The sequence below is a fragment of the Mycobacterium sp. IS-836 genome (assembly GCF_001954275.1).
In the GTDB taxonomy this organism is placed as follows: Bacteria; Actinomycetota; Actinomycetes; order Mycobacteriales; family Mycobacteriaceae; genus Mycobacterium.
Genome location: NZ_MBEU01000094.1, coordinates 39,860 through 66,332 on the forward strand (window position 1 = coordinate 39,860; position 26,473 = coordinate 66,332).

Consider the following 26,473-nt stretch of genomic DNA (forward strand, 5'->3'; position numbering starts at 1 on the left):
CCGGATATTACACAGACCAGCTCCATCGGCGCTGTATATATGTTTTTGTCACGTTTCTCTTGCGCGCGGGCCGTATACGTGTATACGCTTTCGTCTACGTTTCACCGACAAGGAGACCGACATGGGACATCCCTGCGCAGCCAACCCGGAACTATGGTTCGGCTACCCCGACGATGACGGTGGTGACGGCGCGGCGAAGGCGCGCGCTTACGAGCAGTCGGCCACCGAGGCGCGGCTCCAATGCCTGCGTCGCTGCCCGCTGGCGCAGCAGCGGCGATGCGCCCAGCACGCCATCGCACACCGGGAGGAATACGGAGTGTGGGCCGGCGTGAAACTGCCGGGTGGTCAGTACCGCAAGCGCGACCAGCTCGCCCGCGCCCACGACGTTCTCCGGCGGATCGCCGCCGGAGAGATCAATTCCCGACAGCTGCCCGAAAATGCGGCGCTGCTCGCGCGCCGCGAACATGACGTCGTTGCGGTGCCCGCGGTGGTGGTGCACCTACCGCTCGCCCAAGTCGGCCCCCGTTCGGCCGCCTGACGCCTGCAATGTCTGGCCGGTCAGCCGTTTGCTGACCCGGCCCACCGGGTAGAGCGCATCCATGACGTTCGACCTGACTCCGACGGCCGCGCAACACGATCTAGCCCGGCGCACCCACGAGTTCGCCGAAGAAGTGATCCGTCCGGTCGCACTCGACTACGACCAGCGGCAGGAGTTTCCCTGGCCGGTGCTGGAGGAGGCGGCCCGGCGAGGCTTCTACAGCCCTTTGTTTTACCGCGACTTGATCGGTGATTCGACCGGCGTCTCCTTGCCGATGTTCATGGAGGAGCTGTTCTGGGGATGCGCGGGGATTGGTTTGGCGATCGTCATGCCGGCGCTGGCGTTGTCGGCGATCGGCCAAGCCGCTTCCCCCGAGCAAATGTTGCAGTGGGCACCCGAATGTTTCGGTACACCAGGCGATCTCAAACTCGCGGCGCTGGCGATCTCCGAACCCGAAGGCGGCAGCGACGTCCGCAACCTGCGCACGCATGCTCGCCGCGACGGAGACGACTGGGTTATCAACGGCCACAAGATGTGGATCGGCAATGGCGGCATCGCCAACGTGCATGTGGTCAATGCGGTGGTCGACGAGGAACTCGGCCACCGCGGCCAGGCGCTGTTCGTGATCCCGGGCGGGACCCCCGGACTGAAGATGGTGCGAAAGCTCGACAAGCTCGGCTGTCGGGCCTCCCACACCGCCGAGTTGATGTTGGAGGATGTCCGGATTCCCGGTGCCAACCTCCTTGGCGGGCAAGACAAGCTCGAACACAAGCTCGCCAAGGCGCGCGAAGCGGTGGCGGGCGGACAACGTTCGGGCTCGGCGACTTTGGGGACCTTCGAACAGACGCGTCCGATGGTCGCCGCCCAAGCGATCGGGATCGCGCGCGCCGCATTGGAGTACGCGACGTCCTACGCCACCGAACGAGAGGCCTTCGGCGGACCCATCATCGACAACCAGGGCATCGCATTCCCCCTGGCCGACCTTGCGACCCAGATCGACGCCGCTCGGCTGCTGACTTGGCGCGCCTCGTGGATGGCGGCCAACAACGTCCCCTTCGAGCGGGGCGAGGGGTCGATGTCGAAACTCGCGGCCAGTGAGGTGGCCGTCAAGGCCACCGAACGCGCCATCCAGACCTTGGGCGGCTGGGGCTACATCACCGACCATCCGGTGGAGAAGTGGTATCGAGATGCCAAGCTATACACCATCTTTGAAGGCACCAGCGAGATTCAACGGATGGTAATCTCGAACGCGTTGGGTGCCGCCGTGGGGACACCGCCGCTGCACGTGGTGATCGAGCCGTCCGGGGGACCGCTGAACCGGGTCTTCGGTCGCGGCGCGCCATTGCGATCTCGCGCCGCTGAGGCCGCGTTGTCGATGCAGGATCGGATCCCCGAACCGGTCATGCGGCTCGCGATGAAGGTGCTGCGCCCGCCGGGACGGTAGCGGGACTTGGGTATCGTCGCGGTATCGACGCCGTCTCAACACCCCCGGACGGAGGGTGAACGTTGAGCAACCTTGAAGCCGCGCCAACCGAAGTAGCCTGCAGCGCTTCACGGGTCGCGGGCATCGAGGTGCTGCATCCACGAGAAGTTCCGCTGGGCGGGCCGCGAGCGATCCGGGTACAGCGAACCCTGCCGCAACGGCAACGCTCGCTGATCGGCGCGTGGTGTTTTATCGACCACTACGGCCCGGTGCGGGCGAGCATGGACGTGCCCCCGCACCCGCACACGGGACTGCAGACCGTGAGTTGGTTGTTCAGCGGGGAAGTGGAGCACCGCGACAGTGCCGGCGTACACGCCATGGTCCGACCCGGCGAACTCAACCTGATGACGGCGGGCGCGGGCATCTGCCATTCCGAAGTATCGGTGGACACGGGCGCCGTCTTGCATGGCGCACAGCTCTGGGTGGCACTTCCCGATTCTGATCGTGAGACCGCGCGCGATTTCGCCCACCATGCGCCGCCGCCGATTTCGCTGCCCGGCGCGGTCGCGCGGGTATTTCTCGGGGAACTGTCCGGCAGCCGTTCGCCCGTGCACACCTTCACGCCGCTACTCGGCGCCCAGCTCGACCTCGATTCGAACGCCCGGCTGGACCTGGACGTCGACCCGGCATTCGAGCACGGTGTGCTGTGCGATTTCGGTGCAGTGCAGCTCGGCCGCACCGCTCTGGGGGTTGCCGACCTCGGTTATCAAGGTGCGGGCAGCACGACGCTGCGGCTGCAGAACACGGGTGACCGGCCCGCACGGGTGCTGCTGCTGGGCGGAGCGCCCTTCACCGAGGAGCTCGTGATGTGGTGGAACTTCGTCGGGCGCAGTCACGACGAGATCGTCAGCTATCGCCAACAGTGGCAGGACGCCGACGAACGCTTCGGCGCAGTCCGCGGCTACCAGGGCTCGGTCACCCGCCTGCCGGCGCCGCCACTGCCGAACGCACGGCTGCGGCCGCGACCCATCCCCGAGAGAAAGGATCCCTAATGACTACAGACAAAACCGGTGCACCGACCACCGTCACCGCGGGACACCAGACGTACACGATTGCCGTCGAAGGACGGACCGTCGGGCATGCCGACTATGCCGACCGCGGCAACCAGCGCGTCTTCCACCACACCGTCGTCGATCCCGAATTCGGCGGGCGAGGGCTGGCGACCATCCTGGTCGAAGAGGCGCTCAACGCCGCCCGCGACGAAGGCAAACGCATTGTTCCGGTGTGCTCGATGGTTGAAACTGTGCTCAAGAAGCATCCCGAATTCGACGACATCACCGACCCGGTCACCGCCGACGTCAAGGGCTGGGCAATGACGCAGCCGAAGGATCCGCGTTGACATGGTGCTGCTGGTCCTCAAGGTCGCGCTGATCGTTTTTATCGTCGGAGCCACCGTCGCTCTGATCACGCGAGGCGTTAAGCGCTCCCGAGCGAATAGGTCGGATCCACGCTGGAAAGCGCACCGCACCCAACCCGGCTACGAGGCATCCGCGCTCGGGGCCATGCCGAACACGCCACTTCCCGAATGGGCCAATTGGGATGACGAGGGCGACGACCCCGTCACGCGCTCCCAAAACTGAGGTAGTGCAACACAAGTGCGGTGCGAACCGCTCGGTGGGCGAAGGGGGACTTGAACCCCCACGTCCCGAAGGACACTGGCACCTGAAGCCAGCGCGTCTGCCATTCCGCCACTCGCCCGGGGAAACAACCGAAGGACCATACCACTGTAGTGGCCGCGTGCCCCACTCGCTCGCGCGGGCCCGGGAGCCCTCGCGCCGGGCCGCGGCCCGTACTGAGCTGGCGTGATGCGATTCTCAGAGTTCTCACGGTGCCGCAGCGTCGAGGTGTCCCGATACCATGCTTGAGTGATGCGACATGCGGGCGAGGCGTTTGCCTTGCGCCGCCGATATGCCGAGACAAGTGCGGGCGAGCGCTGAAACATGAGTAGCCACAAAGGGCTCGTTGCACGGATCGAGCGCAAACTCGAGGCGACCGTCGGCGATGCGTTTGCCCGAGTGTTCGGGGGATCGGTAGTTCCGCAGGAGGTCGAGGCCCTATTGCGCCGCGAAGCCGAAGACGGCGTGCGGCCACTTCAGGGCAATCGTTTTTTGGCCCCCAACGAATACATCATTACCCTCGGTATGCACGACTTCGAGAAGGTGCGCGCGGATCCCGATCTCACGTCGAGCGTTTTCGCTAGGTACTTGGCTGACTATATCTATGAACAGGGGTGGCAAACGTATGGTGAGGTTGTGGTTCGGTTCGAGCAGTCGCCGAACCTGCACACCGGCCAGTTCCGCGCCCGCGGTGCTGTCAACCCCGATGTCGAGCCCCGCCCGACGGACAACGAGCCCGCCCGGCCACAATTCAATCAGGCGTTCAGCGCAGAACCAGGAGTACCACCAATGACTGACAATTCGAGCTACCGCGGCGGTCAGGGGCAGGGGCGGCCCGGCGACGACTACTACGACGAGCGCTACCCGCGTCCCCAAGACGATCAGCGCGGCGGCCAGGACCCGCAGGGCGGGGCCGACCCACGAGGTGGATATCCGCCGGAGCAGGGCGGCTACCCACCCCCAGGTGGCTACCCCCCGCCTCGCCACCCCGAGCAGGGCGGTTACCAAGACCAGCGCGGCGGATACCCCGACCAGGGTGGCTACCAAGACCAGCGCGGCGGATACCCCGACCAGGGTGGCTACCAAGACCAGCGGGGCGGATACCCCGATCAAGGCGGTTACCCCGACCAGCGCGGCTACCAAGACCAGGGCCGCGGATACCCCGACCAGGGCCAGGGCGGCCCCCCGCCGTCGTATGAGCAGCGCCCCCCGGCGCCCGCCGGCGGCTACGGTGGCCAGGGCTACGACCAGGGCTACCGCCAAGGTGGTGGCTACGGACCTCCTGGCGGCGGTCAGCCCGCAGGCGGCCAGCCTGGCTACGGCAGCGGTTACGGCGAATACGGTCGCGGGCCGGCTCGCCAGGACGACGCCGGCTACGCACCGCCGCAAGGCGTACCCGAACAGCCTCGACCGCCTTACCCCGACCAGGGCGCCGGCTACGACCAGGGTTACCAGCAGGGTGGCGGCGGCGGCCAGGGATACGGGCAGCAGGAGTACGCCCAGCCGGAGTACGGCCAGCAAGAGTACGGCCAGCAGGACTATGGGCAAGGCGACTACACCCAGTACGCCGAGCACATTCCGGGCGGGGGCGGCGGGTACGCCCCTCCCGCGGGCGGATACGCCGAACCGCCGTCGCGCGACTACGAGTACGGACAGGCCGATTACGGTCAACCCGCAGGCGGCGGCTACGGCGGTTACGCGGGGGGCGGCTACGGCGCCGCCGGGACTTCGGTCACCCTGCAGCTCGACGACGGCAGCGGTCGGACCTATCAGCTGCGCGAAGGCGCCAACATCGTGGGTCGCGGACAGGACGCCCAGTTCCGGTTGCCCGATACCGGTGTGTCGCGCCGTCATCTTGAAATCCGCTGGGATGGACACGTGGCGCTGCTGACCGACCTCAATTCCACCAACGGCACGACCGTCAACAACGCGCCGGTACAGGAGTGGCAGTTGGCCGACGGCGACGTCATCCGTTTGGGCCACTCGGAGATCATCGTTCGGATCCACTGATCGCAGCGGGCTCAAAGCTGCCGTGCTTCGCCCCGCGCCGACCACCGTCCAAGTATCGTGACGTTGCTGATGTGCTCGGCGTCACCGATGCGAGGGGTGCGACGCCAGGACGGAAAGGACGCCAGATGCAGGGACTAGTACTGCAACTGACGCGTGCCGGATTTTTAATGTTGTTATGGGTATTCATCTGGTCGGTGCTGCGAATCCTGCGGACCGACATCTACGCACCCACAGGTGCCGTCATGGTGCGTCGCGGCTTGGCGTTACGGGGGACGCTTCTACCCTCGCGGCAGCGCCGCCACGCTGCCCGCTATTTGGTGGTGACCGAGGGTTCACTGGCGGGCGCGCGAATCACGCTCAGCGGGCAGCCCGTGCTCATCGGGCGCGCTGACGATTCGACGCTGGTGCTGACCGATGACTATGCCTCGACACGGCACGCCAGGCTGTCTCAGCGCGGCTCGGAATGGTACGTCGAGGATCTAGGATCGACCAACGGCACTTACCTTGACAGGGCGAAGGTGACGACTGCGGTACGAGTCCCAATAGCAACGCCGGTTCGGATCGGCAAAACGGCAATCGAGTTGCGCCCGTGACCCTGGTCCTGCGATATGCGGCCCGCAGCGATCGCGGCCTGGTACGCGCCAACAACGAAGACTCGGTCTATGCCGGCGCACGGCTGTTGGCGCTGGCTGATGGCATGGGTGGCCACGCCGCTGGCGAAGTGGCGTCTCAATTGGTGATCGCCGCGCTGGCCCATCTGGACGACGACGAACCGGGTGGTGACCTGCTCGCCAAGCTCGACGCGGCGGTGCGCGCCGGCAACTCGGCCATCGCCGCACAGGTCGAGATGGAACCCGAGCTCGAGGGGATGGGGACCACCCTTACCGCAATCTTGTTCGCGGGCAACCGTATTGGATTGGTGCACATCGGCGACTCGCGCGGCTATCTGCTGCGCGACGGCGAGCTGACGCAGATCACCAAGGACGACACCTTTGTCCAAACCCTGGTGGACGAAGGACGGATCACGCGGGAAGAGGCGCACAGCCACCCGCAACGATCGCTGATCATGCGTGCGCTGACTGGCCACGAGGTCGAGCCGACGTTGACCATGCGGGAAGCGCGGGCCGGCGATCGCTACCTGCTCTGCTCGGACGGGCTGTCCGACCCAGTCAGCGATGAAACCATCCTCGAGGCCCTGCAGATCCCCGACGTCGCCGAAAGCGCTTACCGCCTCATCGAATTGGCGTTGCGTGGCGGCGGACCCGACAACGTGACGGTCGTGGTGGCCGACGTCGTCGACTACGACTACGGCCAGACCCAGCCGATTCTCGCGGGGGCGGTGTCGGGTGAAGAAGACCAACTGACCACCCTGCCCAACACATCGGCCGGCCGGGCGTCCGCGATCAGCCCGCGCAAAGAGGCCGCGAAACGGGTTGCGCCACAAGAAGAAACGCCAAGCCGACCGCGGTGGCCGCGGCGCAGGATGTTTATCTTCGTGACGCTGATCGTCCTGCTGGTGCTTGCCGGCCTGGCCATCGTGCGAACCGTAATCCGAAGCAACTACTACGTCGCCGAATACAACGGCATCGTCTCGATCGTGCGGGGAATTCAAGGGTCGATGCTGGGCGTGTCACTGCACGACCCTTATTTGGTGGGTTGTCTCAACGCGCGCAATGAACTGTCGCTTATCAGTTATAGCCAGTCCGGAGGGCACCTCGACTGTCACCTGATGCGATTGCAGGACCTGCGTCCCGCGGAGCGCGCCCAGGTTCAGGCGGGGCTGCCGGGCGGCACTCTCGACGACGCCATCGGGCAGTTGCGCGAGTTGTCCGCCAACTCCCTGCTGCCGGCCTGCCCCCCGCCTCGCGCCACCTCTCCGCCCGGCGGCCCAGCCACCAGCGGGGCGCCAGAACCAAGCGCCACAGCACCCACCACCTCCAGCGGCACCTCACCTAGCAGTCCGACTCCCACCAGCGCCCCCGCGACCACTTCGCCGGCAGCGCCCGCGACCACCTCGCCCCCGAGCATTTCCCAGACGGTCACAACACTCCCGCCACCCCCACCTCAGCCGGGCATCGACTGCCGGGCGGCCGCATGACCACTCAGGTCCAGCCACCGGTTGCGGTCACGCCTCCGCTACCCACTCGACGCAACGCCGAACTGCTGTTGTTGTGCTTCGCCGCCGTGATCACCGTCGCCGCGCTGCTGATCGTCGAGGCGAACCAACAGCGGGGCCTGCGCTGGGACCTGACCACCTATGGGCTGGTTTTTCTGGTCGTGTTCGGAAGCGCGCATCTTGCCGTTAGGCGTTTCGCGCCCTACACCGACCCGCTATTGCTGCCAATTGTGGCGTTGCTCAACGGACTTGGCTTGGTGATGATCCACCGGCTGGACATCGTCAACAACGAGCTGAGCGGTCGCCATCACCCCAGCGCAACCCAACAGATGCTGTGGACGCTGGTCGGGGTGGCCGCGTTCGCGCTTGTGGTCACCTTTTTGAAGGACCATCGACAACTCGCGCGCTACGGCTACGTCTGCGGGTTCGCGGGCCTGGTCTTCTTGGTTATCCCCGCGCTGCTGCCGGCATCGCTGTCCGAGGAGAACGGCGCCAAGATCTGGATTCGCTTCCCGGGCTTCGCAATTCAGCCCGCCGAGTTCTCCAAGATTCTGCTGCTGATCTTCTTCTCCGCGGTGCTGGTTGCCAAGCGCGGCCTGTTCACCAGCGTCGGCCGGCATTTCATGGGCATGAACGTGCCCCGTGCGCGCGACCTCGCACCGCTGCTGGCGGCATGGGTGATCTCGATAGGTGTGATGGTCTTCGAGAAAGATCTTGGTACTTCGCTGCTGCTCTATGCGTCGTTCCTGGTGGTGGTGTACCTCGCCACCCAGCGATTCGGTTGGGTCGTCATCGGCTTGGTGCTGTTCGCGGCGGGAAGCGTTGTGGCGTACTTCATTTTCGAGCATGTCCGGGTTCGCGTGCAGACGTGGTGGGACCCCTTCGCCGACCCCGACGGCCACGGCTATCAGATCGTGCAATCGTTATTCAGCTTTGCTACGGGTGGCATCTTCGGCACCGGGCTGGGCAACGGTCAACCCGACACCGTGCCGGCGGCGTCCACCGATTTCATCATCGCCGCGTTCGGCGAGGAACTCGGACTGGTCGGGCTCGCCAGCATCCTGATGCTCTACACGATCGTCCTCGTCCGCGGCCTGCGCACCGCGATCGCGACACGGGAAAGCTTCGGCAAGCTGTTGGCCGCCGGCCTGGCGTCGACGCTGGCCATTCAGCTGTTCATCGTGGTCGGTGGGGTAACCCAGCTCATTCCACTGACCGGGCTGACCACCCCGTGGATGTCATACGGCGGCTCATCGCTGCTGGCGAACTATGTGCTGCTGGGGATTCTGGCGCGCATCTCGCACAGCGCCCGGCGTCCATTGCGCACCCGTGCCCACAACAAGTCGCCCATCGCGGCGGCCGGCACCGAAGTGATCGAGCGGGTATGAACGCCTCGCTGCGTCGGATCTCAGTGACCGTGATGGCGTTGATCGTGCTGCTGCTGCTCAACGCCACCATGACGCAGGTCTTCGCCGCCGACGGGTTGCGCGCCGACCCGCGCAATCAGCGCGTCCTGCTCGACGAGTACTCGCGTCAGCGCGGCCAGATCATCGCGGGCGGCCAGCTGCTGGCTTATTCGGTGGCCACCGACAGCCATTTCCGATTCCTGCGGGTGTACCCCAATCCCGCTGTGTACGCACCGATCACCGGCTTCTACTCACTGCGCTATTCCAGCTCGGGCCTGGAGCGAGCCGAGGACCCGCTGCTCAATGGGTCCGACGAGCGGCTGTTCGGGCGGCGGCTGGCCGACTTCTTCACCGGTCGCGATCCGCGCGGCGGCAACGTCGACACCACTATCAACCCGCACGTCCAGCAGGCCGGCTGGGATGCGATGCAGCAGGGCTGCGGTGGACCGCCGTGCAAGGGAGCCGTCGTCGCGCTCGAACCGTCGACCGGCAAGATTTTGGCCATGGTGTCGTCACCGTCCTATGACCCCAACCTGCTGGCGTCGCATGACCCGGAGGTGCAGGCGCAGGCGTGGCAGCGGCTCCGCGACGACCTAGACAGTCCGCTGACCAACCGGGCCATCTCCGAGACCTACCCGCCCGGTTCGACGTTCAAGGTGATCACCACCGCCGCGGCCCTGCAGGCCGGGGCTACCGACTCCGAGCAGTTGACCGCGGCGCCGACGATTCCGTTGCCGGACAGCACCGCCACGCTGGAGAACTACGGAGGGAAGCCATGCGGCAACGGCAGCGCGCCGACCGTGCCGCTCAGCGAGGCCTTCGCCCTGTCATGCAACACCGCATTCGTCCAGTTGGGAATGCTCACCGGCGCCGACGCCCTGCGCAGCATGGCCCGTTCCTTCGGCCTGGACAGCACTCCGAGTGTCATCCCGCTCCAGGTCGCGGAGTCGACGGTCGGCATAATCCCGGACGCCGCCGCGCTGGGGATGTCGAGCATCGGTCAGAAGGACGTCGCGCTGACGCCGCTGGAGAACGCGGAGGTCGCCGCGACCATCGCGAACAACGGCGTGACGATGCAGCCCTACTTGATCGATAGCCTCAAGGGTCCGGACCTGGCCAACATCAGTACCACCGCGCCCTATCAACAGCGCCGCGCCGTGTCGCCGCAGGTCGCCGCTAAGCTAACAGAGCTGATGGTCGGCGCCGAGAAGGTCGCACAACAGAAAGGGGCCATTCCCGGCGTGCAGATCGCATCCAAAACTGGTACCGCAGAGCATGGCACCGACCCGCGGAACACTCCGCCGCACGCGTGGTATATCGCGTTCGCGCCCGCGCAATCACCCAAGGTGGCCGTGGCGGTACTAGTGGAGAACGGCGCCGACCGCCTGTCCGCGACCGGCGGTGCACTCGCAGCACCGATCGGGCGCGCAGTCATCGAGGCCGCGCTGCAGGGAGGACCATGAGCCCGCGAGTTGGTGTGACGCTGTCTGGCAGGTACCGCCTGCAGCGCCTGATCGCCACCGGTGGCATGGGCCAGGTGTGGGAGGCGGTCGACAGCCGGCTGGGCCGGCGCGTTGCGGTCAAGGTGCTCAAGGGCGAGTTCTCCCAGGATCCCGAGTTCATCGAGCGGTTCCGCGCGGAGGCGCGCACCACCGCGATGCTCAACCATCCCGGAATCGCGAGCGTCCACGACTACGGCGAGAGCCAGATGGACGGGGAGGGCCGCACCGCTTATCTGGTGATGGAGCTGGTCAACGGCGAACCGTTGAATTCGGTGCTCAAACGCACCGGGCGGTTATCGCTGCGGCACGCGCTGGACATGCTCGAGCAGACGGGTCGCGCTCTGCAGGTCGCGCACGCCGCCGGCCTGGTGCACCGCGACGTCAAGCCGGGCAACATCTTGATCACCCCTACCGGGCAGGTGAAGATCACCGACTTCGGTATTGCCAAGGCCGTCGACGCCGCGCCGGTGACCCAGACCGGCATGGTGATGGGCACCGCGCAATACATCGCGCCCGAACAGGCGCTGGGCCACGACGCCACGCCCGCCAGCGACGTGTACTCGCTGGGAGTCGTTGGGTACGAAGTGGTTTCGGGCAAGCGACCGTTCACCGGTGACGGCGCCCTGACCGTGGCGATGAAGCACATCAAGGAACCCCCGCCGCCGCTTCCGTCCGAGCTTCCGCCCAACGTGCGAGAACTCATCGAGATCACGTTGGTCAAGAACCCCGGTATGCGCTACCGCAGTGGGGGACCGTTCGCCGACGCCGTCGCTGCCGTACGGGCGGGACGACGCCCGCCCCGGCCGAGCCAGTCACCGCCGCCCGGTCGGGCCTCGCCGGTCGCGATCTCCTCCGGTGCGGCGACCAGGGCGGCCACCGTCACGGGCCGGACCCCGCCGCCGCGCCGATCCCGGCCGTCGACGGGCGGCCACCGGACGCCCGCGCCCCGGCGAACGTTCTCATCGGGTCAGCGCGCGCTGCTGTGGGCGGCCGGGGTGCTCGGAGCGCTGGCGATCATCATCGCGGTGCTCATCGTCATCAATTCCCGCACGGAAAACGAGCAGCAGCAGACACCCGCCCCGACCGTCACCGACACCGGGACCCCGCCGGCGACGAAGACCCCGACCGGTGCGGGCCCCAGCCTGCGGCCTAATTGGACGGATCGACCGACGATAGGTAATTCTGGAATGCGGAGCGGGCCGCCCGAACCCGGCTGGGGAATCCCCTTTACACCCAGCGCGTCGCCGGCCCAGTACGAGATACCGCAATGACAACCCCGCAGCACCTGTCCGACCGCTACGAACTCGGTGACATCCTCGGTTTCGGGGGTATGTCCGAGGTTCACCTGGCCCGCGACGTTCGCCTGCACCGCGACGTCGCGGTCAAGGTGCTGCGCGCCGACCTGGCCCGTGACCCCAGCTTCTATCTGCGCTTCCGGCGGGAGGCACAGAACGCCGCGGCGCTGAATCACCCGTCGATCGTCGCGGTGTACGACACCGGCGAGGCGGAGACCGCCGCGGGCCCGCTGCCCTACATCGTCATGGAGTACGTCGACGGGGTCACCCTGCGCGACATCGTGCACACCGACGGACCGCTCCCGCCGCGCCGCGCGATCGAGATCATCGCCGACGCCTGCCAGGCGCTGAACTTCAGCCATCAAAACGGCATCATTCACCGCGACGTCAAGCCGGCGAACATCATGATCAGCACGACCAACGCGGTCAAGGTGATGGACTTCGGCATCGCGCGCGCGATCGCCGACAGCAACAGCGTCACCCAGACCGCCGCCGTGATCGGGACGGCCCAATACCTCTCACCCGAGCAAGCGCGCGGCGATACCGTCGACGCCCGATCCGACGTGTACTCGCTGGGTTGTGTGCTGTACGAAATCCTCACCGGCGAGCCACCTTTCACGGGAGACTCGCCCGTCTCGGTCGCCTACCAGCACGTGCGCGAGGACCCGATTCCGCCGTCGGCGCGACACGAGGGCATCTCCGCCGACCTCGACGCCGTCGTCCTCAAGGCATTGGCCAAGAACCCCGACAACCGCTATCAGACCGCCGCGGAGATGCGCGCCGACCTGGTTCGCGTGCACAACGGCGAGCCGCCCGAGGCGCCCAAGGTCCTCACCGACGCCGACCGGAGTTCGTTGCTGACGTCGACGGGCCCCAACCTCGGCGGCCCGCGGACCGACCCACTACCTCGCCAGGCGCTGGACCGTGCCGACGACGATCGGGTGGGGGGTTCGATCGGTCGCTGGGTCGTCGCGGTCGCGGTGCTGGCGGTGCTGACGATCGTTGTCGTCATCGCCTTCAACACCTTTGGCGGCAGCACCCGCGACGTTCAGGTGCCCGACATGCGGGGTCAAGTGTCCGCCGATGCGATCGCGGCGCTGCAGAATCGCGGGTTCAAAACACGCACCCTGCAGAAGCCCGACTCGACGATCCCGCCCGACCACGTCATCAGCACCGACCCCGGCGCCAATGCCTCGGTGAGCGCGGGTGACGAGATCACCATCAACGTCTCCACCGGTCCCGAGCAACGCGAACTACCGGATGTCTCCTCGCTGAGCTACTCCGACGCGGTGAAGAAGCTGACCGCCGCCGGTTTCAGCAAGTTCAAGCAGGCCAACTCGCCGTCGACGCCGGACCTCATCGGCAAGGTCATCGGGACCAACCCCCCGGCCAACCAGACCTCGGCGATCACCAACGTGGTCACGATCATCGTCGGCTCGGGGCCGGAGACCAAGCAGTTGCCCGACGTCGCCGGCCAGACGGTGGACGCGGCGCAAAAGAACCTCAACGTGTACGGCTTCACCAAGTTCAGCCAGGCCTCCGTCGACAGCCCCCGCCCGGCGGGCGAAGTGGTCGGCACCAATCCGCCTAAGGGCCAGACGGTTCCGGTCGATTCCGTCATCGAACTGCAGGTGTCCAAGGGCAACCAGTTCGTCATGCCCGACCTGTCCGGCATGTTCTGGACCGACGCGGAACCACGGCTACGCGCGCTGGGCTGGACGGGGTTCCTGGACAAAGGGCCCGACGTCGACGCCGGCGGTTCCCAGGCCCACCGGGTGGTCTACCAGAATCCGCCCGCCGGGGCCGGCTGCAACCGCGACGGGGTCGTCACGCTGAAGTTCGGCCAGTAGCGGCGGGATCCGCCGGCAACTGCGGCCGCACCGCGGCGCGCACCTCGTTCTCCAACCGGCGGACCAGCGTGTCGTTGCGCGCCCACCCGCAATAGGCGAGCCAGTTGGCCAGCATGCGGTGGCCGCCCTCGGTCAGGATCGACTCGGGATGGAACTGGACACCGTGGATCGGCAACTCGGTGTGCCGGACGGCCATGATGACGCCGCTGCGGGTCCGCGCCGTGACCTCCAGCACCGGCGGCAACGAGTCAGGCAGAATCGTCAGCGAGTGGTACCGAGTCGCGGTGAACGGATCCGGAAGCCCTTGCAGGACACCGGCATTGGTGTGGTAAACGCTGCTGGTCTTGCCGTGCAGCAATTCCGGCGCGCGGTCGACGGTGGCACCGAATGCGACGCCGATTGCCTGGTGTCCCAGGCAGACTCCGAGCAATGGCGTGCGCGCCGCCGCGCACGCGCGGACGAGGCCCACCGACGCACCCGCCCGTTCCGGGGTGCCCGGGCCCGGGCTCAGCAGAACGCCGTCGAACTCGGTGGTGACCGCGGACTCCTTGGACAACCGCGCATCGTCGTTCCGCCACACCTGCGCCTCGACGCCGAGCTGTCCGAGGTACTGCACCAGGTTGAACACGAAGCTGTCGTAGTTGTCGACAACCAGGATCCGCATCGTGTCAGGGTACCGTTCGCTCAATACCCGACCGGGCCGGCCGGCTGCGCGAAATGCATCCGGACCGGTTCGGTGTGGCCGGCGATCTGCACGTCCGGCTTGACCTCTTCGCGATAGCCCAGCCCGAATCGGACTACGTACTGCTTGTACAGGGTCACCAGGGGAGCCGCGGCCAGCGCGGCCTGCATCGCCGTGGCGTTGCCGATCGCGGTGATCGTGTAGGGCGGGCTGTAGGTACGGCCGTTGAGCAGGAGCGTATTTCCGACGCAGCGGGGCACCGAAGTACCGATGATGCGCTGATCTTGCATCTGGATCGCCTCGGCGCCGGCGCTCCACAACGCGTTCAGCACGGCCTGGATGTCTTGCTGGTGCACCACCAGGTCGTCGGGGGAGGCGTCGCGGGGGAACCGGCCATTGGCGTCACGTTGGGCGTCCTGCAGCGTCACGACCAGACCCGGGCCGTGCACGGGATCCATCCCCGCCTCACCGGCCAGCTCGGCGGATCGCCGCAGCATCGCGGCCAATGCGGCATTCGAAGACTTGCCGTGCATCGAGTCGATCTTGCCCGCCAGCTCGTCGCGTTCGGCCTTGAGATGATTCACCGACGACTGCGCCTCGCGGACCAAGTCGACCAGGCGCGGGGCGTCGCTGCGGCGGATCTCAGAGCCGCCGGACACGCCATGGGTGGCGGCCAGCAGCAACCCCGCCAGCAGGCAGACCAATGGCACCCCGAAGCGCCACGGGGAGCGGCGCGTATCGCTCATCGGCTCTCCATTTCCTGGCGAACGCGCCAGGTGGGTTAGTCTCGTAGCCAAGTTATGCGTGCTGCATCAGTCGTTATCGTTGCACCCGTCCCGCTCCCCGTGTCGTTGAGGTAGTTCCGAGATATCCCCGAGGTAGTCATGCCCAAGTCCAAGGTCCGCAAGAAGAACGATTTCACCGTCAGCGCGGTGAGCCGCACCCCGGTGAAGGTGAAGGTCGGACCGTCGAGTGTGTGGTTCGTCGCGCTGTTCGTCGGCCTCATGCTGATCGGCTTGGTGTGGCTGATGGTGTTTCAATTAGCCGCGGTCGGCAGCCAAGCCCCGGCGGCGCTGCACTGGATGGCGCAATTGGGGCCGTGGAACTACGCGATCGCGTTCGCTTTCATGATCACCGGCTTGTTGCTCACAATGCGTTGGCACTGACCAAGATCAAATCCGGAATGAATTCATCTTGGGGTCGCTGCGTTACTGAGCCAGCAACGTTGTGACCACCCAATCACACGCGTGTGATTTATCCCCACTGTTGATAGCGCTTGTGGATAACCGCATAGGCAGTGGTGGGAGGGGGTGGGGGCCTCGTGCAGCAAACTAAATGGGAGCCTCCTGCGGGAGGAATCGCTGGTTGCGGCGTTGCCGGCGTGCTGATGGCTATCGCGAGTGTGACCGTGGTCACAGACGCCCCCGGCCGGGTTATGACAGGGATTGCCGCCGCGGGTCTGATCTTGTTTGCGGGCGCAACGTGGCGCGCGCGGCCGAAGCTGGCAATCACGCCCGACGGCCTGGTGATCCGGGGCTGGTTCCGAACGCAGCAATTGCAGCGCTCGGACATCAAGATCATCCGGATCACCGAGTTTCGCCGCATGGCACGCAAAATGCGGTTGCTCGAGGTCGAAACGGTCGACGGGGGCTTGGTCGTCTTCTCCCGTTGGGACCTCGGGACCGAACCCCTGGACGTGCTCGACGCACTTACCGAAGCCGGCTATGCCGGCCCCCGGGACAACTAGCCGTCGGCCTCAGGAGATGGTGATCGACTCGATCACGACCGGTTCGGTGGGACGGTCGTTGCCGTCGGTGGCCGTCGTCGCGATCGTGTCGACGACCTTCTGCGATTCGGGATCGGTCACTTCGCCGAAGATCGTGTGCCGCCGGTTCAGGTGCGGCGTCTTGTCGACGGTGATGAAGAACTGCGAGCCATTGGTGCCCGGCCCCGCATTGGCCATCGCCAACAGGTAGGGCTTGTCGAATTGCAACTCGGGGTGGAACTCGTCGGCGAACTTGTAGCCCGGGCCGCCGCGGCCGGTACCGGTCGGGTCGCCGCCCTGGATCATGAATCCATTGATCACTCGGTGGAAGACCGCGCCGTCGTAGAAGGGCCCGGAGGGGCTACCCGAGGCGTTCTGCGTCGAGTACTCCTTCGTGCCCTGCGCCAGGCCAACGAAATTCGCGACGGTCTTGGGCGCATGGTTTCCGAACAGAGCGATCTTGATGTCTCCGCGGTTGGTATGCAGCGTGGCGGTAGCAGTCTGAAAGGGGCTGTTAGTCACGAGGTCACAGTCTGCCATCACCCGCGCGCATGCCCGCACCCGGTGTCGATCGACCGAAGCGCGCTGCGCCGAACACGGCATGGTCGCGGTGGTGCCGCGGGCATCGTTTTGGTGGCAGTCTGTAGGTTCCACCGACGGCAAGAAAGGCAGCGGATGAGCGCGCAGGCGGACCACCGGTTGACACCCCGTGAGCGTTTGGCCCGCGGCCTCACCTACTCGGCCTTGGGACCGGTGGACCTCACGCGAGGGGTCGTCGGGCTGGGGGTCCAGTCCGCGCAATCGACCGCATCGGGGTTGCGTCGCCGTTACCAGGAGGGCCGGCTGGCTCGCGAAATCGGTGCGGCGCAAGAAACTCTCGCCCAAGAGCTGGCCGCCGCGCAGCAAGTGGTCGCGAATCTGCCGCAGGCCCTGCAGGACGCGCGCCGGTCCCAACGGCGCCGCGGCAAGCGCCCGCTGTTGATCGCGGGGGTTGTCATCGGGGTGTTGGCCGGCGGCGCTGCCGCCTTCAGCATCGCCAGGCGCTCCGCACGCCGGCGCACCGAGCCGTCGCCGCGGCCGCCCAGTGTCGACGTGCAGCCGCGCCCCTGAAGGCGCGGATCCCCATCGAATTCATACATTCACGCTGACAAATACTCTTTTGGGCGGGCTATTTCACACCGCGCTCATATTTCGCTGTCCGACGGGCCTTCGTTCTAATTGAATTCCGGGAAATATCCGATGTAATGCAAATTTGCTGCGGCGCGCAGTGCCCCATTTGAAATTCGGCAATTAGAATCTGCGCGAGTTTTGCCGAAAGGCACTGGTCAAGCGCTATTTTATGCGGTCCTGCCGCCGCCAATGCCTAGCCCGCGGTTTATATCGTCCGGTGGCAACGACAAAATCTTGAAAGGGAGAACGGATGTCCTTCGTAACGGCTTATCCGGAGAAATTGGCCAACGCTGCCGCGAATCTTCAGTCGATTGGCGCCGCATGGAATGCGGGAAATGCGGCGGCTGCCGCCCCGACCGCCGGCGTCGTTCCCGCCGCCGCCGACGAGGTATCCGCACTGACCGCCGCCCGGTTCGCCGCGCATGCGCAGCGGTATCAGGAGTTGAGCGCCCAGGCGGCCGGGATTCAGCAGTTGATGGTGGCCACGCTATCGGCAAGCGCGGCTTCCTACGCGTCGACCGAGGCCGCGAACGCGGCGTCGGCGGGCTGAACGGCCCGAGGAACGAGGGAGAACCGAATGGACTATGGGTTGCTGCCGCCCGAGATCAACTCCGGGCGCATGTACACCGGTCCGGGCGCGACATCGTTGCTGGCGGCCGCGGGGGGCTGGAGCGGACTCGCCGCCGACTTGCACTCGGCCGCGGCCGCGTTTCGGTCGATCATTTCTGCGCTGACCGGCGGACCGTGGCTGGGTCCGGCATCGGCGTCGTTCCTGGCGGCCGCGACTCCGTACGTGGCGTGGCTGCAGAGCAGCGCCGAGCATTCCGAGTTGGCTGCCGGCCAGGCGGCGGCCGCGGCGGCCGCGCACGACGCGGCGTTCGCGATGACCGTGCCTCCGCCCGTGATCGCGGCGAACCGTGCCCTGTTGGCGGCATTGCTCGCGACGAACTTCTTGGGACAAAACGCTCCGGCGATCGCCGCCGCGGAGGCGGAGTATTTCGAGATGTGGGCTCAGGACGCGGCCGCGATGTACGCCTATGCGAGTTCCTCGGCGACGGCGTCGACGTTGACCGATTTCGACGAGCCGCCGGAGGTGGCCGATTCGTCCGGTCTGCCGCGCCAGGCCGCCGCGGTTTCCGCAACCGCCGATGGTCCCGCGCGAGAAGCGTTGGCGGGCTTGGACTCTGCGCCTAACCCGGCGGCCCAGCTGGCTTTCAACGGGGCGGAGATCGACAAAATTATTTCCGCCAACACCCCGCTCGATGACGTGGTCATGCTGTACAGCAAGTACGTGGTCCCCTACGTGTCGACCGCGCAGTCGATGATTCAGTCGACGCAGTCCTTCGGACAGATAAGCAACGGCATTACCGCCATGAGTACCTTCGCCAAGGGTCTCGCTCCCGCGGCAAAGGCTGTCGAGGGGGCGGCGCAGGCGGCCGGCAACGCGGCCGCGAACACCGGTGGCGTGGCGGCGGGGGTGGGAAGAGCGCTTCCCCTGGGCGCGTTGTCGGTGCCACCGAGCTGGGCACCGGTGAGCGCGGTAACCAACCCGGGTACCGCCGCGCTCAACGCCACCGTTGTCCCCGCCGGGGCCGAGGGAGTGAATGCCCTGCCGATGGCTCCCGCGTTCGGTCAACTCGGCGGCAAGGGTTACGGGCGGATCCCGCCGGCCTACGGGTTCAAGCCCACCGTGATGGCTAGACCACCGGCTGCCGGGTAATCGCCAAACGCCGACACCAATCACCCTGCGCGTCACCACTTTTGGGTCTATCGACCTGGAGGCGCGGCGCGGCGGTTAGCCGAGGTTGTCTATCCAGCGGTTGGCGCAGGCGCCGAGCGGCAGCCGAAAAGTTTGCCGAATCTTCAAATAACCTGGACGGGCCGCGTGATAAACCACCAACAGTGCCCCAGGCATTGATTAGCCTATGTTGGAGGAACGAACTGCGAGCATTGACAGGATAGACGTGGATTTCTGGGCACCTCCCGAGATCACATCGGCGCTGATTCATTCCGGGCCGGGGCCCGAATCATTGCTCGCCGCGGCCGAAGCCTGGCGCCAACTGGCGATCGAGCTGGGACAGACCGCCGCCGACTATGCCTCCACTGTGGCGAGCATTCCCTGGCAGGGACCATCCGCGACGGCGATGACCCTGTCCACCATCCCCTACGTCAGCTGGATGCAAACCACCGCAACCCAGGCCGCTCAACTGTCGATGGCGGCCACCAGCATGGCGGGCTCCTTCGTCGCCACCCAGACAGCCATCGTGCATCCCAGCGTGGTCGCCGCCAACCGAAAGCTCCTGGCTCAGCTGATCGCGACCAACTACTTCGGCATCAATTTCCCCGCCATCGCCGCCACCGAGCTCCAGTACTTACAGATGTGGGCGGATAACACCACCGCCATGCTGGGCTATCACGCCACCAGCCTGCAGACCATGGCGATGCCGACGTTCACCCCCGCATCCTCGATGACCACTCCGGCCGCCGCCGCGGTTCAGACCAGCGCCGTCACCGCGGCAGCAGCGGCCCCCGCCGCAATCGACCCCGAGTTCCTCGCCAATGCGGTCCTTCAGATCGTCAACGGCGTGATCGGCAGCGGCGTCTTCAACCCACAGGGCATCATCGGCTTGGTCACGGGCGGCCACGATTTCATGCCCGGGCAGTACCCGGACGTGCTGGCCCCCACCCCACGCAACCTGGCCATTGCCTACAACCTCACCGGTCCCGAGGCCGTCGGAGGAGCTCCCAATTTCTTTGCCCCACCCGCCGCCACAGCCGGCGCGGTGGAGGCTGATGTCACCGCGTCTCTGGGCAGGGGAATGTACGTCGGCAACCTTGTGGTCCCGCCTTCAGCGGTCACTTCGCCGATCCAGCTGGCTGCCGCACAGGCACCGTTGGCGGCCGCAACAACAGCCGAGGGCGCCCCACTAGTTCCGATGTTCGTCCCGCCGATGCCGCCGGGAGCACGGAAGGCCCAGCGAGACAAGCCCAATGAGAAAGGCTACGGGCCGCCGATCTTCGGCACCATCATGCGGCGGCCTCCGTCAGGCGGATGATGCCGTGGAGCCTAGGGGAATCGAACCCCTGACACCTGCCTTGCAAAGGCAGTGCTCTACCAACTGAGCTAAGGCCCCTCTGGCTGATCGGCTGCGGGCGCATCAACCGGGGCCATGTGCCAGACCTCGACCCCACGTCGTGACCACACCACCGCTGCCACCGCGGCGATCAATGCCAGCGGCACTGCGAGTCGTACGTAACGTCTGGACGAGCACATGGTTGTGGGCCTAGGAGGACTCGAACCTCCGACCTCTTCGTTATCAGCGAAGCGCTCTAACCGCCTGAGCTATAGGCCCGTACGCGCGTACGGCCGAGCGACGAGATTACCGCAATCGCCGCCCCACCCCCAAAATCCCGGGAATCGGCGCTAGTCGCGGTCGGCCAGCGTTACCTCGATGCCGCCAATCAGGTCCGTCGTGAGGTTGTAGACGAACGCGGCGATGGTGGCCATGGCGGTCAGCAGCACGATATTGACCAAGCCGATCAAGACGGCGCCGCCGAAGATGGTCCCGCTGGAGACCAGCTCGCCGCTGCTGCCGCTGGTGTTGTTCAGTAGGTCACCGACGTTGCTGTTGAGCTTGGACCACACGCCCATGCCGCCAAGCACCAGGTACAGGAACGCGACCGCGATCATCCAGACGAAGAACAGCGCCACCGAAAGCAACAGCGACACCTTCAGCGTGCTCCACGGGTCGATCCGGCGGATCTGCATGCTGGCACGAACCGGGCCCCGGGATCGCCGCGACACGTGCACCCGGTTTTCGCGACTTTCTCTGGCTTCGTCGGTCGCCGAGCGAGCCGATCCCGCCGCGGTCGACGTCTCCGCGGGGCGTTCGGGCGCGGGCTTGCGTTGGGAGGCCCGCGGTATCGGGCCGGACAGATCGGGCAACTCGCTGGCGTAGGCCTCGGCGGGCGGACCGTCGCCGCGCGCCGGCGGGGCATCGAAGTCCTGCGGCGGGCTCTTCGGATGCGCCGACGCCCCCGGTGCCGCGGTGCCGGAGATGAAACGGTTCAGCCGGGCATCCACCCCGGAGGGCGGGCCCGACGGCCGCGGCTCGGCGTGGGGCTCCGGCTGGCGATGCGGCTGGGGGGGCCGGCCGGCGCCGCGCCCCCGTGGCGGCACGTCTGCAGCATCCGGCACGCGGCCAGCCTGGGCGGGCGTCGCGCGGTGTACACCGGCTCGCTCGACCGAACCGTCCCCGTTCAGGCCGTCACCCTTGTTGGGGGCCCCCGGCTCGTTCGGTGAAGTCACCCCGGCTCCTTACGTGTGTACCAAGGCCGCCCGGCGCTGGCTGTCGTCTGTGCGGTCGGGCCGAGTCTATTAGCCGTCCGACTCCTCGACGCCGTCGATCTCCCCGATTTCTTCCTCGGCGCTTTCTTCGGCGTTGCGTGCAATGGCTAACAGAGTGTCACCCTCACCCAGGTTCATCAACCGAACGCCCTTGGTCTGCCGCCCCGCCTTGCGGACCTGACGCGCGGCCGTCCGGATGACGCCCCCGCCCGACGTGATCGCGTACAGCTCGCTCTCGTCGTCGACGATCAACGCCCCGACCAGCCTGCCACGCCGGCGGTCGTACTGAACGGTCAGCACGCCCTTGCCGCCGCGACCCTGCACCGGGTACTCCTCGATCGCGGTCCGTTTGGCATAGCCGCCCGCGGTGGCCACCAGCAGGAACATGCCTTCCTGAACGACATTCAGCGACAGCAGCCGGTCATCCTCGTTGAACCGCATCCCCTGCACGCCCGACGTGGCGCGGCCCATCGGCCGCAACGCCTCGTCAGTGGCCGAGAACCGGATGGACTGGCCGTTGGCCGAGACCAGCAGCAGATCCTCTTCGGCCGAGCACAGCACCGCTCCGACCAGCTCGTCGTTGTCGCGCAGGTTGATCGCCACGATCCCCCCTGAGCGGTTGGAGTCGAAGTCGGTCAGCTTGGACTTCTTCACCAGCCCGTTCTTGGTGGCCAGCACCAGATACGGCGCGTCTTCGTAGCTCTTGATCTGGATGACCTGGGCTATGCGTTCCTCCGGCTGGAAGGCCAGCAGGTTGGCCACGTGCTGACCGCGCGCCGTGCGGGACGCCTCCGGCAACTCGTATGCCTTGGCCCGATACACCCGCCCCTGGGTGGTGAAGAAGAGGATCCAGTCGTGCGTCGACGACACGAAGAAGTGCGCGACGATGTCGTCCTGCTTCAGCCCGGCGCCCTGCACGCCCTTCCCGCCGCGCTTCTGGCTGCGGTACAGGTCGGTCTTCGTGCGCTTGGCGTAGCCGGTCTCGGTGATGGTGACGACGACGTCCTCGCGGGCGATCAGATCCTCGTCGCTGACTTCGCCGTCGGCCGCGACGATGCGGGTGCGACGGTCGTCGCCGTACTTTTCGACGATCTCGCCAAGTTCGTCGTGGACGATCGTGCGCTGGCGCTCCGGCTTGGCCAGGATGTCTTCCAGGTCGGCGATCTCGGCCTCGATCTTGGCCAGATCGTCGACGATGCGCTGACGCTCCAAGGCGGCCAGGCGCCGCAGCTGCATGTCCAGGATCGCCTGGGCCTGGATGTCGTCGATGTCCAGCAGCTCGATCAGCCCAGCCCGGGCGATGTCGACCGTTTCCGACGCCCGGATCAACGCGATGACTTCGTCCAGCGCGTCGAGCGCCTTGACCAGGCCGCGCAAGATGTGTGCGCGTTCGTTGGCCTTGCGCAACCGGTAGGTGGTGCGCCGCACGATGACGTCGAGTTGGTGCGCGACGTAGTGGCGGATCAACTGGTCGAGTCGAAGCGTGCGCGGCACGCCGTCGACGATCGCCAGCATGTTGGCGCCGAAGCTGGTCTGCAGCTGGGTGTGCTTGTAGAGGTTGTTCAGCACCACCTTCGCCACGGCGTCGCGCTTGAGCTCGATGACGATGCGCAAGCCCACCCGGTCGCTGGATTGGTCCTCGATGTTGGAGATGCCGGCGAGCTTGCCGTCGCGGACCTGCTCGGCGATCGAGGTGATGAAGTTGTCGTGGTTGACCTGATACGGCAATTCGGTGATGACCAAAGACGTTCTGCCCCTGGCCTCTTCGACTTCCACGACGCCGCGCATCCGGATCGAACCGCGCCCGGTCTTGTACGCGTCGGCGATGCCCTGGGAGCCCACGATCAGTCCGGATGTCGGGAAGTCGGGCCCCTTGACCCGCTCCATGACGGCGGCCAGCGTCGCCTCTTCGTCGGCCTCGTGGTTCTCCAGGCACCAGAACACGGCGTCGGCGAGCTCGCGCAGGTTGTGCGGCGGAATGTTGGTCGCCATGCCCACCGCGATGCCGCCCGAACCGTTGGCCAGCAGGTTGGGGAACCGGCTGGGCAGTACCGTCGGCTCCTGCACCCGGCCGTCGTAGTTTGGAATGAAATCGACTGTCTCCTCGTCGATTTCGCGCAGCATCTCCATCGCCAGCGGGGTCAGCCGCGCCTCGGTGTACCGCATCGCCGCCGGCGGGTCGTTGCCCGGCGAGCCGAAGTTGCCCTGCCCGTCGACCAGCGGATAGCGCAGCGACCACGGCTGCGCCATACGCACCAGCGTGTCGTAGATCGAGGCGTCGCCATGCGGGTGATAGTTACCCATCGTCTCGGCGACCGACCGCGCCGACTTCGCATGGCTGCGATCCGGGCGGAACCCCGAGTCGTACATCGCGTACAGCACCCGGCGGTGCACCGGCTTGAGACCGTCGCGCACCTCGGGTAGCGCGCGGCCCACGATCACGCTCATCGCGTAATCGATGTAGCTGCGCTGCATCTCCTGCTGAATGTCTACCGGCTCGACCCGGTCGGCGGGCCCCTCGCCGGGTGGCAGCGTCGTATCAGTCATCGGTTCCTCGTGTTAGTTGGCGTGCCTGATTCGTCAGACATCCAGGAAGCGAACGTCCTTGGCGTTGCGGGTGATAAAGCTTCGGCGAGCATCGACGTCCTCGCCCATCAGAATGGAGAACAACTCATCGGCGGCCGCCGCGTCATCTAGGGTGACCTGACGCAGCACCCGCACAGTCGGGTCCATCGTGGTCTCCCACAATTCCTTGGCGTCCATTTCACCCAGACCCTTGTAGCGCTGGATGCCGTCGTCCTTGTTGATCTTCTTGCCGGCCTTCTGCCCCGCCTCGAGCAGGCCGTCGCGCTCGCGATCGGAGTAGGCGAACTCGGGATCGCTGCGCTGCCACTTCAGCTTGTACAACGGCGGCTGCGCCAGGAACACATGCCCGTTTTCGATGAGCGGGCGCATGAACCGGAACAACAGGGTCAACAGCAGCGTGGAGATGTGCTGGCCGTCGACGTCGGCGTCGGCCATCAGCACGATCTTGTGGTAGCGCAGCTTGGTGATGTCGAACTCGTCGTGAATCCCGGTACCCAGCGCGGTGATGATCGCCTGGACTTCGGTGTTCTTCAGCACCCGGTCGATGCGGGCCTTCTCGACGTTGATGATCTTGCCGCGCAACGGAAGGATCGCCTGGAACATCGAGTCGCGGCCGCTCTTCGCCGAGCCGCCGGCCGAATCGCCTTCCACGACATACAGTTCGGACTTGCGCGGGTCGGTGGAGCGGCAGTCGGCGAGCTTGCCCGGTAGGCCGCCGAGATCCGTGGCGCTCTTGCGGCGCACCAACTCTCGGGCCTTGCGTGCCGCGATTCGTGCTTGCGCCGAAGACACCGCCTTGTTCACGACCGTCTTGGCGTCACTGGGGTTGGCTTCGAACCAGTGCGAGAGCTTGTCGTTGCATGCTTTCTGCACAAACGACTTGACTTCGGTGTTGCCCAGTTTGGTCTTGGTTTGGCCCTCGAATTGCGGTTCGCTGACCTTGACCGAGATCACCGCGGCCAAGCCCTCGCGGATGTCGTCGCCGGTGAGATTGGGGTCTTTGTCTTTCAGCAGTTTCTTCTCTTTGGCGTATTTGTTCACCACCGACGTCAGCGCGGCGCGGAACCCTTCCTCGTGGGTACCGCCCTCGTGGGTGTTGATGGTGTTGGCGAAGGTGTGGACCGACTCCGAATAACCGGCGTTCCACTGCATCGCGATTTCGACCTCGTGGCCGGGCCCCTTGTCTGAGAAGTCGACGATGCTGGAGTGGATCGGGTTCTTGGTGCGGTTGATGTGCTTGACGTAGTCGACCAAACCGCCCGGGTAATGAAAGGTGCGGTGCTTGACTTTGTGCGGCGCAACGGATTCCGCGGCCTTCTCCTCGGCGGACTTCGGCGCTTCGGCGGTGTCGCTGACGACTTCGTCGACCACCTCTTCGTTGCTCACCCGCTCATCGGTCAGGTGGATGGTCAGCCCCTTGTTGAGGAACGCCATTTCCTGCAGCCGGCGGGCGACGGTCTCGAAGTCGTAGTCCGTCGTCTCGAAGATGCCGGGGTCGGCCCAGAAGCGGACCGTCGTACCGGTCTTCTTGGTTTTGTCGCCCTGCTTCAGCGTGCCGGGGATAGAGCGGTCGTAATGCTGGAACCACTCGTAGCCGTCGGTGCAGATCTCGACCTCGAGTCGAGTGGACAATGCATTGACCACCGACACGCCCACGCCGTGCAAACCGCCGGATACCGCGTAGGCGCTGTCGTCGCCGCCGAACTTTCCGCCCGCATGGAGTTGAGTCATCACCACGTCGACCGTGGGCATGCCGGTGGCGTGCATGCCCACCGGGATACCGCGGCCGTTGTCCGTGACCTGAACGCCGCCATTCTCCAAAATCTTCACGTCGACTTCCGTCGCGTAACCCGCCATCGCCTCATCGACAGCGTTGTCGACGACCTCCCAGATCAGGTGGTGCAATCCGCGCTCCCCGGTGGAGCCGATGTACATGCCGGGGCGTTTGCGGACTGCTTCCAACCCTTCCAGGACGGTGATCGAGTCGGCGCCGTATTCTTTCGGTTTCTTCTTTTGGGCAGCCACGGGCGGAAGGCTCTCCTTGGGGTTGCGCGCGGGTAGTCTCCGGGACTTTGCGCTGGTTCTCCGTCAGTCTACCGATAAGGG

The 26,473-nt window shown here is 66.1% G+C and carries 24 protein-coding genes and 3 tRNA genes; 18 read left to right on the plus strand and 9 right to left on the minus strand.

All coding sequences use genetic code 11. The features are described 5' to 3' along the window. Positions 1 to 121: 121 nt before the first annotated feature. From A5747_RS24210 to A5747_RS24230, 5 genes are all read left to right on the plus strand, one after another. Entirely contained in the window at positions 122 to 538 is a 417-nt protein-coding gene (locus A5747_RS24210; RefSeq protein WP_076129004.1) for a WhiB family transcriptional regulator, read from the plus strand. Between the two features lie 61 nt (positions 539 to 599). After that, positions 600 to 1,982 carry an acyl-CoA dehydrogenase family protein gene (locus A5747_RS24215; protein ID WP_076129006.1) on the plus strand — a complete coding sequence of 461 codons (1,383 nt, stop codon included), beginning with the start codon at positions 600 to 602 and terminating at the stop codon, positions 1,980 to 1,982. Between the two features lie 62 nt (positions 1,983 to 2,044). Further along, the gene (locus A5747_RS24220) at positions 2,045 to 3,013 is read left to right on the plus strand and encodes a pirin family protein (RefSeq protein ID WP_076129008.1); all 969 of its coding nucleotides are present in this window, start codon (positions 2,045 to 2,047) and stop codon (positions 3,011 to 3,013) included. Continuing rightward, entirely contained in the window at positions 3,013 to 3,360 is a 348-nt protein-coding gene (locus A5747_RS24225; protein WP_076129010.1) for a GNAT family N-acetyltransferase, read from the plus strand. Before A5747_RS24220 ends, A5747_RS24225 begins: the two co-directional genes overlap by 1 nt. A gap of 1 nt (position 3,361) precedes the next feature. Beyond that, positions 3,362 to 3,601, plus strand: a complete 240-nt coding sequence (locus A5747_RS24230) for a hypothetical protein (protein ID WP_076129012.1) — start codon at positions 3,362 to 3,364, stop codon at positions 3,599 to 3,601. A gap of 35 nt (positions 3,602 to 3,636) precedes the next feature. On the opposite strand, the gene A5747_RS24235 is transcribed toward A5747_RS24230, so the two are convergent. Next, positions 3,637 to 3,719 (minus strand) — tRNA-Leu (locus A5747_RS24235). A gap of 242 nt (positions 3,720 to 3,961) precedes the next feature. Here A5747_RS24235 and A5747_RS24240 point away from each other — a divergent pair. From A5747_RS24240 to pknB, 7 genes are all read left to right on the plus strand, one after another. Further along, on the plus strand, positions 3,962 to 5,647 hold the full coding sequence (locus tag A5747_RS24240; protein ID WP_076129014.1) for a DUF3662 and FHA domain-containing protein: 1,686 nt from the start codon (positions 3,962 to 3,964) through the stop codon (positions 5,645 to 5,647). Between the two features lie 125 nt (positions 5,648 to 5,772). Continuing rightward, entirely contained in the window at positions 5,773 to 6,240 is a 468-nt protein-coding gene (locus A5747_RS24245; protein ID WP_076059994.1) for an FHA domain-containing protein, read from the plus strand. Then, positions 6,237 to 7,745 (plus strand): PP2C family serine/threonine-protein phosphatase, encoded by a 1,509-nt coding sequence (locus A5747_RS24250; protein ID WP_076129016.1) that lies wholly within the window; start codon positions 6,237 to 6,239, stop codon positions 7,743 to 7,745. The genes A5747_RS24245 and A5747_RS24250 overlap by 4 nt, the downstream gene beginning before the upstream one ends. After that, the gene (locus tag A5747_RS24255) at positions 7,742 to 9,151 is read left to right on the plus strand and encodes an FtsW/RodA/SpoVE family cell cycle protein (RefSeq protein WP_076129018.1); all 1,410 of its coding nucleotides are present in this window, start codon (positions 7,742 to 7,744) and stop codon (positions 9,149 to 9,151) included. Before A5747_RS24250 ends, A5747_RS24255 begins: the two co-directional genes overlap by 4 nt. After that, complete coding sequence (gene pbpA, locus A5747_RS24260; RefSeq protein WP_076129020.1) at positions 9,148 to 10,632, plus strand: D,D-transpeptidase PbpA; 1,485 nt, start codon at positions 9,148 to 9,150, stop codon at positions 10,630 to 10,632. Before A5747_RS24255 ends, pbpA begins: the two co-directional genes overlap by 4 nt. Then, positions 10,629 to 11,942: a serine/threonine-protein kinase gene (locus A5747_RS24265; protein ID WP_076129022.1), complete on the plus strand. Its 1,314-nt coding sequence runs from the start codon at positions 10,629 to 10,631 to the stop codon at positions 11,940 to 11,942. Before pbpA ends, A5747_RS24265 begins: the two co-directional genes overlap by 4 nt. Further along, entirely contained in the window at positions 11,939 to 13,816 is a 1,878-nt protein-coding gene (gene pknB / locus A5747_RS24270; protein ID WP_076129024.1) for a Stk1 family PASTA domain-containing Ser/Thr kinase, read from the plus strand. The genes A5747_RS24265 and pknB overlap by 4 nt, the downstream gene beginning before the upstream one ends. Here pknB and A5747_RS24275 read toward each other — a convergent pair. Together A5747_RS24275 and A5747_RS24280 are read right to left on the minus strand one after the other, a co-directional pair. Next, positions 13,794 to 14,480 (minus strand): aminodeoxychorismate/anthranilate synthase component II, encoded by a 687-nt coding sequence (locus tag A5747_RS24275; protein WP_076129026.1) that lies wholly within the window; start codon positions 14,478 to 14,480, stop codon positions 13,794 to 13,796. The two genes, pknB and A5747_RS24275, sit on opposite strands and share 23 nt — an antisense overlap. 20 nt (positions 14,481 to 14,500) lie before the next feature. Beyond that, positions 14,501 to 15,244 carry a DUF881 domain-containing protein gene (locus tag A5747_RS24280; RefSeq protein ID WP_076129028.1) on the minus strand — a complete coding sequence of 248 codons (744 nt, stop codon included), beginning with the start codon at positions 15,242 to 15,244 and terminating at the stop codon, positions 14,501 to 14,503. A 138-nt stretch (positions 15,245 to 15,382) separates the two neighbouring features. Between A5747_RS24280 and crgA the strand changes: the two genes are divergently transcribed. Continuing rightward, a complete protein-coding gene (gene crgA, locus A5747_RS24285; protein ID WP_076060007.1) occupies positions 15,383 to 15,664 on the plus strand; it encodes a cell division protein CrgA in 282 nt (93 codons plus the stop codon). Positions 15,665 to 15,819: 155 nt separating this feature from the next. Further along, positions 15,820 to 16,245 (plus strand): PH domain-containing protein, encoded by a 426-nt coding sequence (locus tag A5747_RS24290; RefSeq protein WP_076129096.1) that lies wholly within the window; start codon positions 15,820 to 15,822, stop codon positions 16,243 to 16,245. A 9-nt stretch (positions 16,246 to 16,254) separates the two neighbouring features. Here A5747_RS24290 and A5747_RS24295 read toward each other — a convergent pair whose 3' ends face one another. After that, positions 16,255 to 16,803 carry a peptidylprolyl isomerase gene (locus tag A5747_RS24295; RefSeq protein ID WP_076129030.1) on the minus strand — a complete coding sequence of 183 codons (549 nt, stop codon included), beginning with the start codon at positions 16,801 to 16,803 and terminating at the stop codon, positions 16,255 to 16,257. Between the two features lie 135 nt (positions 16,804 to 16,938). On the opposite strand from A5747_RS24295, the gene cwsA reads away from it, so the two are divergent. The 4 genes from cwsA (at position 16,939) to A5747_RS24315 (ending at position 20,489) form a co-directional block, all read left to right on the plus strand. Further along, the gene (gene cwsA, locus A5747_RS24300) at positions 16,939 to 17,373 is read left to right on the plus strand and encodes a cell wall synthesis protein CwsA (RefSeq protein WP_076129032.1); all 435 of its coding nucleotides are present in this window, start codon (positions 16,939 to 16,941) and stop codon (positions 17,371 to 17,373) included. Between the two features lie 310 nt (positions 17,374 to 17,683). Next, the gene (locus A5747_RS24305; protein WP_076129035.1) at positions 17,684 to 17,983 is read left to right on the plus strand and encodes a PE family protein; all 300 of its coding nucleotides are present in this window, start codon (positions 17,684 to 17,686) and stop codon (positions 17,981 to 17,983) included. Positions 17,984 to 18,010: 27 nt separating this feature from the next. Next, positions 18,011 to 19,153 carry a PPE family protein gene (locus tag A5747_RS24310; protein ID WP_076129037.1) on the plus strand — a complete coding sequence of 381 codons (1,143 nt, stop codon included), beginning with the start codon at positions 18,011 to 18,013 and terminating at the stop codon, positions 19,151 to 19,153. A 244-nt stretch (positions 19,154 to 19,397) separates the two neighbouring features. Then, positions 19,398 to 20,489 carry a PPE family protein gene (locus A5747_RS24315; RefSeq protein WP_076129039.1) on the plus strand — a complete coding sequence of 364 codons (1,092 nt, stop codon included), beginning with the start codon at positions 19,398 to 19,400 and terminating at the stop codon, positions 20,487 to 20,489. A gap of 5 nt (positions 20,490 to 20,494) precedes the next feature. On the opposite strand, the gene A5747_RS24320 is transcribed toward A5747_RS24315, so the two are convergent. The 5 genes from A5747_RS24320 to gyrB form a co-directional block, all read right to left on the minus strand. Further along, positions 20,495 to 20,567: transfer RNA gene (locus A5747_RS24320), tRNA-Ala, on the minus strand. A 145-nt stretch (positions 20,568 to 20,712) separates the two neighbouring features. Continuing rightward, positions 20,713 to 20,786 (minus strand) — tRNA-Ile (locus tag A5747_RS24325). Between the two features lie 71 nt (positions 20,787 to 20,857). After that, a complete protein-coding gene (locus tag A5747_RS24330; RefSeq protein WP_076129041.1) occupies positions 20,858 to 21,742 on the minus strand; it encodes a DUF3566 domain-containing protein in 885 nt (294 codons plus the stop codon). 69 nt (positions 21,743 to 21,811) lie between these two features. Continuing rightward, positions 21,812 to 24,328 carry a DNA gyrase subunit A gene (gyrA, locus tag A5747_RS24335; RefSeq protein ID WP_076129043.1) on the minus strand — a complete coding sequence of 839 codons (2,517 nt, stop codon included), beginning with the start codon at positions 24,326 to 24,328 and terminating at the stop codon, positions 21,812 to 21,814. Between the two features lie 33 nt (positions 24,329 to 24,361). Beyond that, positions 24,362 to 26,392: a DNA topoisomerase (ATP-hydrolyzing) subunit B gene (gene gyrB, locus A5747_RS24340; RefSeq protein WP_076129045.1), complete on the minus strand. Its 2,031-nt coding sequence runs from the start codon at positions 26,390 to 26,392 to the stop codon at positions 24,362 to 24,364. Positions 26,393 to 26,473 lie beyond the last annotated feature (81 nt).

Bases quoted from the DNA above. Each gene is read 5' to 3' on its own strand.
- A5747_RS24210 (WP_076129004.1), top strand. From the start codon at position 122: ATGGGACATCCCTGCGCAGCCAACCCGGAACTATGGTTCGGCTACCCC.
- A5747_RS24215 (WP_076129006.1), top strand. From the start codon at position 600: ATGACGTTCGACCTGACTCCGACGGCCGCGCAACACGATCTAGCCCGG.
- A5747_RS24225 (WP_076129010.1), top strand. From the start codon at position 3,013: ATGACTACAGACAAAACCGGTGCACCGACCACCGTCACCGCGGGACAC.
- A5747_RS24230 (WP_076129012.1), top strand. From the start codon at position 3,362: ATGGTGCTGCTGGTCCTCAAGGTCGCGCTGATCGTTTTTATCGTCGGA.
- A5747_RS24240 (WP_076129014.1), top strand. From the start codon at position 3,962: ATGAGTAGCCACAAAGGGCTCGTTGCACGGATCGAGCGCAAACTCGAG.
- A5747_RS24245 (WP_076059994.1), top strand. From the start codon at position 5,773: ATGCAGGGACTAGTACTGCAACTGACGCGTGCCGGATTTTTAATGTTG.
- A5747_RS24255 (WP_076129018.1), top strand. From the start codon at position 7,742: ATGACCACTCAGGTCCAGCCACCGGTTGCGGTCACGCCTCCGCTACCC.
- pbpA (WP_076129020.1), top strand. From the start codon at position 9,148: ATGAACGCCTCGCTGCGTCGGATCTCAGTGACCGTGATGGCGTTGATC.
- A5747_RS24265 (WP_076129022.1), top strand. From the start codon at position 10,629: ATGAGCCCGCGAGTTGGTGTGACGCTGTCTGGCAGGTACCGCCTGCAG.
- pknB (WP_076129024.1), top strand. From the start codon at position 11,939: ATGACAACCCCGCAGCACCTGTCCGACCGCTACGAACTCGGTGACATC.
- A5747_RS24275 (WP_076129026.1), bottom strand. From the start codon at position 14,480: ATGCGGATCCTGGTTGTCGACAACTACGACAGCTTCGTGTTCAACCTG.
- A5747_RS24280 (WP_076129028.1), bottom strand. From the start codon at position 15,244: ATGAGCGATACGCGCCGCTCCCCGTGGCGCTTCGGGGTGCCATTGGTC.
- crgA (WP_076060007.1), top strand. From the start codon at position 15,383: ATGCCCAAGTCCAAGGTCCGCAAGAAGAACGATTTCACCGTCAGCGCG.
- A5747_RS24295 (WP_076129030.1), bottom strand. From the start codon at position 16,803: ATGGCAGACTGTGACCTCGTGACTAACAGCCCCTTTCAGACTGCTACC.
- cwsA (WP_076129032.1), top strand. From the start codon at position 16,939: ATGAGCGCGCAGGCGGACCACCGGTTGACACCCCGTGAGCGTTTGGCC.
- A5747_RS24305 (WP_076129035.1), top strand. From the start codon at position 17,684: ATGTCCTTCGTAACGGCTTATCCGGAGAAATTGGCCAACGCTGCCGCG.
- A5747_RS24310 (WP_076129037.1), top strand. From the start codon at position 18,011: ATGGACTATGGGTTGCTGCCGCCCGAGATCAACTCCGGGCGCATGTAC.
- gyrA (WP_076129043.1), bottom strand. From the start codon at position 24,328: ATGACTGATACGACGCTGCCACCCGGCGAGGGGCCCGCCGACCGGGTC.